At 50.1% G+C, this 5,994-nt stretch carries 5 protein-coding genes; 3 read left to right on the forward strand and 2 right to left on the reverse strand.

All coding sequences use genetic code 11. The features are described 5' to 3' along the window. The first annotated feature begins 444 nt into the window (after positions 1-444). Positions 445-1,176 (forward strand): hypothetical protein, encoded by a 732-nt coding sequence (locus tag V6944_RS23135; protein ID WP_333500659.1) that lies wholly within the window; start codon positions 445-447, stop codon positions 1,174-1,176. Between the two features lie 48 nt (positions 1,177-1,224). On the opposite strand, the gene V6944_RS23140 is transcribed toward V6944_RS23135, so the two are convergent. Continuing rightward, on the reverse strand, positions 1,225-2,589 hold the full coding sequence (locus V6944_RS23140) for an McrC family protein (RefSeq protein ID WP_333500660.1): 1,365 nt from the start codon (positions 2,587-2,589) through the stop codon (positions 1,225-1,227). Then, on the reverse strand, positions 2,586-4,658 hold the full coding sequence (locus V6944_RS23145) for an McrB family protein (RefSeq protein WP_333500661.1): 2,073 nt from the start codon (positions 4,656-4,658) through the stop codon (positions 2,586-2,588). The genes V6944_RS23140 and V6944_RS23145 overlap by 4 nt, the downstream gene beginning before the upstream one ends. 443 nt (positions 4,659-5,101) lie before the next feature. Here V6944_RS23145 and symE point away from each other — a divergent pair, with 443 nt between their 5' ends. Both symE and V6944_RS23155 read left to right on the forward strand, forming a co-directional pair. Beyond that, a complete protein-coding gene (gene symE, locus V6944_RS23150; protein WP_333500662.1) occupies positions 5,102-5,437 on the forward strand; it encodes an endoribonuclease SymE in 336 nt (111 codons plus the stop codon). Positions 5,438-5,622: 185 nt separating this feature from the next. Next, entirely contained in the window at positions 5,623-5,958 is a 336-nt protein-coding gene (locus tag V6944_RS23155; protein ID WP_333500663.1) for a hypothetical protein, read from the forward strand. Positions 5,959-5,994 lie beyond the last annotated feature (36 nt).

Here is a 5,994-nt window from a genome sequence, read left to right on the forward strand (position 1 = left end):
CCCGGCGGCTTGTTTGCCGTTGTTCCGTCTCAGTGGGGCCGCATTATAGGGAGTTTCTTCAGGGCCGCAACCCTTAAATTACAGAAAAATGACTGACTGCTGCAATCCCCAGCAGAACCCCGCCTTATACCCACTTACCAACAGAGTTATCCACAAACATCGTCCATGAGTATGCTTGCCTAAGCCTTCAGTCCTGGTTTTACCGTCCCACGCTCTCAAAAATAGCCATGTTCTTTCTTCTATATATATCCAAAGACGGCTCACAACCGTCCGAGCACGTTTTTCTCTTCTCTATATATAGAAGGAGAACAGGTTCTCGTGTGTGAACAGATACGCGCCCTCCCTTCCCCCCATGTTGTCTGGATAGATACCAATCCTGGTTGCTTCGTTTTTGTACTGACGGCGCTATACTGCCTACGCCATCACGTTGAAAAGGAATTGGTTATGAGCTACTACAATTCAAACGCCATCTATAACAGCCTGCAAAACAATCCGAATTATTGCTGGACCGTGGGCAATGCCTGGATTTTGGTTTATGGGAACTCCGACTCTGACCCCAAGCTAATGGTATTTGCACAAGGGGCATCGTGGAGACGGGATAATCGGGTGCTGAGCTATGTGACCGCGCTCGCCAGCCTCGCTAGCCTGCCGCTAATGCATATCGAGTTTGATGACAGTGCGCAGGTTATTGAGACGGTGCGGCTGCATAGCACGACACAGCCCAGCAGAGACATTAGCCTTCAGGCGCTTAAAGAGACCTTCAAACAGCACGGCGTCCCCATCAACAACGACCAATTTGCCAAAGCAATAAATGATAAAGAGAGTAGCGCCTACCATAAGTGGCAAAGGGCATCGCTCGGGAGAATCACCGTCAGTGATATCGATTTAATCCGGCTCGATAATCAAAGCATCACCGCCATCCTTGAGCTTAAGCGTTCCTATTATGGGTTCGAGCGGTGGAAACCTTTCCCGGCAGACTTCCCTAATTTCCGTCTGCTCAACAAGGTCTGCGTTCGTGCCGGAATCGCCTTTACGATTGCTTATAACATCCGCCATAAAAGCCCGCGCGTTTTTGATGACCCTTCGCAAATCAAACTCTTTTTCTACGATGCCGGCTTCAACCCTACACATGAGAAAATTGTGCCGCTCGCCGATTTTGTCAGCCTGAACTATTAGGTGCCGCCATCAGGGCATCGCGTTTGGCCTGACACTCAATGCCCTGCCCTACGGTTTATCGCCCATCGTTCCTGCCGCTGCCCGCTCTATCGTCAAATCAGTAAATGACGTTCCCTCGGGCAAACGCAGACCGGAACGTTGCAAGCTGTCACCAATCACAAATGGGACAACCCACAGACGCAGCACATTTTCCCGGTGATGGTTGAACTCATAAGGATGAGGTAACGGCTGATGAAAACCATCGTGAGACGGATAAATCAGTAGCATGTCGCCGCTTCCCTCCTGATAGTTCAGGCCATAGGCCAGCATCTGGTAGAGATCGTTCTGCGACTGCGCGAGGCTTGCTTTTCCGCTATCCGCCATCTTCCATTTGATATCGCAAATCATCGTCTTCGCCTGAGCCACCTCGCGGCGCCGTAAGCAGATATCCGGCCGCAGTTTGAATAGCCCTTCTCCGTTTTTCCTCACCAGCGTGTGCGTGCTAACCTGCGCCTCCACATGCCATGTCGCCTGGTAGGTATGGCGCATCCACGCCGTGACAAAAGATTCAAATACCGCTTCCATCGGGAATAGCAGCGAAATGGCATTTGCGCTCCCTTGCATACAGTGCGGGCTCTGGCCTAGTAGAATCAGGCGTGCCCACGATAACGCATGCTCATAATGGTGCATATGCCGGTCGAGATGGACCTGGTCAAAGGCCACCTGAACATCGCCAACCGGCGGAATATCGTCAAAGTGCGTTTGCAGGAGCCTAAGCTGCCTCAGTAATTGGGGATGACGGGTTTGGCGGTAGGTTTTGTCGATAGCCGTTTTCAGAATACGGTTTTCCGGACGCTCGGCGCTGTACTCATCAAATTCAACGTGAAAGCGATCTCGCCGCACGCTGTTTTTAGTGAGCTGATCAGAAACGCTGAGTTTGCCTTTCATCCAGGGTAAATTATCCTGCCGGCGCAAATAGTCACGTTTCAGCCCCTGGCGCACAATCAGCTGTACGCTATCGATAAATTGTTGGATAAACACATCCATTAACGGCATGTTCGACGTCATGACGCTGGAGGAGGAAGTGGCAATATGGCGGAAGGATTTTAACGTTCGCAGCATCATCAACAGCTGCTGGCGGGCCGTTTCAATCTTCTGCTCTTGTTTCCCGGTTTTCGGCAGCACCTCAATAAACGCATTGCCCGGCAGGGCGATCACGCCCGCATAGTTTTGTACCTGCAGCGTCTTCACCCCTCCCCGACTGCGCAGCGTGAGCAGACGATGCGTATTATCGGCATCATCTTTCAGGCAGCGCTGTTCGAGCCAGGTAAACAGGTGGGCGGGTAACGCGACCGCATGCGCTATGCGGCCGCTGTCGTTATCGCTGACCAGGTGCCCGTATTCAAATACGGTAAAGTCCTGGCGTGGCGTCATTCACCGCCCTCCGGCTGACCGCTGCGAGGCGCATATATCTGCTGCCAGGCGACGGGGGTGTTCCAGACGTTATCAGGCTCATCGCCTTCAGGTGCAAGATGGTAGCTAGCCCCCACCTCATGCAGCTCGTCAGTTCCGCTCACACCAAACAGCGTGGTGAACGTCTTGCGGTCTTTGACTTCGCGTACAAATTGCAGCGGAGGTGTTTTCTGGTTATCCCCCAGGACCATGCTAATTTTTTGCCAGTCGTTGTAGAAATACTCCTCCAGCAACGGCAGAACTTTATTTCTCATGATCCGTTTGAGTCTTTCGAAGGCCAAATCTTCATCTTCATCTTCTTTAGCCTGTACCACCGGGATGAAAAAGGCGTGGCCCAGAGTATGTTCGCGGTCAAATAGCACTTCAATACGGTCGTTCAATGTCTTTAGCAGCCGCGGTAAATCAATGCCTTTGATAACGGTCTCTTTCAGCACGCTAATATCCGGCTGCATGGCTTTAAACTCGAATCGGCGACGTAGGGCCGTATCCAGCGCGGTCAGCGAACGGTCGGCGGTATTCATGGTGCCTATCAGATAGAGATTGTTTGGCACGCTAAATCGTGTTGAAGAGTAAGGCAGGACCACGCTCAGCGCTTCCGGCTCTCCGGCACGTTTAGAGCTCTCAATCAGGGTGATCAGTTCGCCGAAGATCTTCGAGATATTGCCACGGTTAATCTCATCAATAATCAGGACGTAGTTCTGCCGCTTTGTCGAGGCCGGTTCCTGGGCATCCGGCGAAAAGCCTTCCTGCTTCATCAGATAATTAAGGATGCTGCGCACATAGGACGGATTGTGTACTTTCGCCTGAGGGTCCTGGTACACGCGGCGAATATCCTTGAGGTAGGCGTTATATCCCTGCCCCAAATCCTCTTTTTTCGATTGTGACGGGAAGATGCCAAAGTTAGTTTGACTCTTGTACGTTAGCTGGAAAGCCTTACCCTGCTGAGTTTCAAGGGTAATGTTTTCGCCTCCCACCAAACGCTCCTGCAGACGAGTCAGCGCCTCATCCAGCGTTTGCTGGGCCTTCGCATGGCCAAAAGCGGCATCTTCACAAATCTGCTTAAAAATACCGGCTTTAATTTCGTAACGTACATTACCGTCGTCGGTAGTTTCAGCACGCAGCCCTTCAATAAACTCTTCATAGCCAAAGCTTTGGTGGAAGGTAATAAACCGCACGCGATTTTCGGCAATCAGCCTGTCATAGATCTTTTTCAGCTCGCGGCGTTTTTCGTTCTCTTCTTTGCCTTCCTGCAGCGAATATTCAACCGGTTCACAGGCGCGTACGGCCAGATCGATAGTGTGATAGGTCTTGCCCGTCCCCGGAGGACCATAGAGGATCGTGTTTTTAGGCAGCAGCGGCGCGGCAACCTCCTCATCCTGTTCATCTTCAAGAGCGGCTGTCTCACTGCCGATTAATGCAATGTCATTCTTCTTCTGAATAACCTGCGCGTAAAGATGCCAAAGGGACATGTTCAGTTCGATAGGGTCAACGTCATCGCCCAGGGCAGCATGCAGCGCTTTTTTAAGATCAAGGTTGCGGGCGAACCAGTCTTGCTGCTCAGGAAGGCCAAGCTGGAAGTGGTTATTGCAGTAGTTGTAGCTGCTGAAAAAGCTACTGATGTTGATGACATTGCTAATTTGCGACGGATAGATCGCGGCGAAGGCACGATGGCAGAGCGCCCGATACTCCTTGTGCAATATCCCATCGGTTTTCAGTTTGGCAAGGCGCTTCATCACCCGATCGTAATTATCCGGCGTGCACCCTTCTGCGATCATACGAGTAAGCGCGAGCAGCGGTTCTTGCGCTGAATTGAATTCAGCCAGGGACATTCCCCCCTGTTTGAGGCTGGAAACGCCATTACTGCGCTCGTACCAAATCTGTCGAATGGTCTCCGCAGAAAAGTCGGGCATTTCAGCCTGAATGCGTTCTACAAGCTGTCGGTAGCGATTGCCCCATTCCGGGCTGTATTGCGCGTTTTTGGCGATGTGAGAAGGAAAGAATGTGGCTAACGTAGATGAATCCTGAACCATCACATACTCCATGTGTAAGGCAATTAAGCATTGGGATATCCGCATCTTATAAGATTAATCTCAGCTTGGTTACTGCCTGTTCAGGGGAGGCGTGGAGGATTTGGGGTAAATGTGAGTTTGGTTATAAAAGAGAAATTTTGGGGGCGTTGGGGGTAAAGTTTTGAGAGGTTGTGGACGGTGGTGGCATCTTCGCCTGATAGGGCGTATTTATTCTGACTGCACTCAGAAATATATTTTAATTATTAATATGGATGCTGCTTTTAATAGATGCCGATAATTATCGCTTCCAGATTTATATCTAATGACGTTTATTATGTTTTATTTTAAGATGGATTTCGTTCGTGTTACTGGCTATATTTACAGGTGTTATTTTGCGCGATGCGGGTGTGCGCCAACACGCCCGCATCACTAATCACAATTACTATTTAAAAGGAATAGTAACCATGACTAACGTCGATTGTATTGCAGATTCGTTTGAACCAGAAGTAGCGGATGGAAATAAGCGGAATTTAACCGTGAGTTATGCGAGCCGCGCTCCGGATTACCATCGCGTTCCGGCGGTGATGTTGAAGGGGCAATGGCTGGAAGCGGCGGGATTTGCCACCGGCACGAAGGTTGAGGTGCGGGTGATGAAGGGGTGTATGGTGCTGACGGCGGTGGAAGCAGAAGCTGACGAGGTGCTGGAGACGGCGCGGGTGGTGGGGAAATTGTCGGTGCGGAAGCGGAGGCAGGTTAGGGAGTTTATTGGGGTGATTGGGGGGAAAGGGAATCGGGGTTGAAGGGGTGAGATTAGGCGCTGAGAGGCGCCTTTTTGTTTGCTGCTTATTTAGGGAAAACGGTATTTATGGTTGTTTGGCACTGAGATATTTACCACTTATTTCCAGTACTATGAGTTAGAACACAATTATCAGCACATTGAATACGCTATGATTTCCTACATATCATGATACGTATTCAGGCGACTATGAAGAATAAAACAATTGGGTTAGTTATTATTTTATTTTTTATCTGGCTCTTTGCCAAAAATGATAAAACACCAGCTACCGAAAATAGAGTTCAAAATTCAAACACATCTACATCAAGTTCACTTTCGGCAGCTCAGCGAATACCGGACATCACTGGATCTGAACAACCCGAGCACCGCTATGTGAATGCTGACGCTTTAAAGGTGCGTAGTTCCCCGAAAGGAAACGCAGTCGATACATTGAAAAGAGGAACATCCGTCAACGTGTATGAGCAGCGCGATACATGGAGTCGGATAAGTGCAGCTAAAGAGCAAGATGAATCGCCACGGGTTTAACAGACACCTCAGAGTCATTTAAGATGGCTTAAAGAG

The sequence above is a fragment of the Kluyvera sp. CHPC 1.2972 genome, assembly GCF_036759925.1.
Lineage (GTDB): Bacteria > Pseudomonadota > Gammaproteobacteria > Enterobacterales > Enterobacteriaceae > Kluyvera.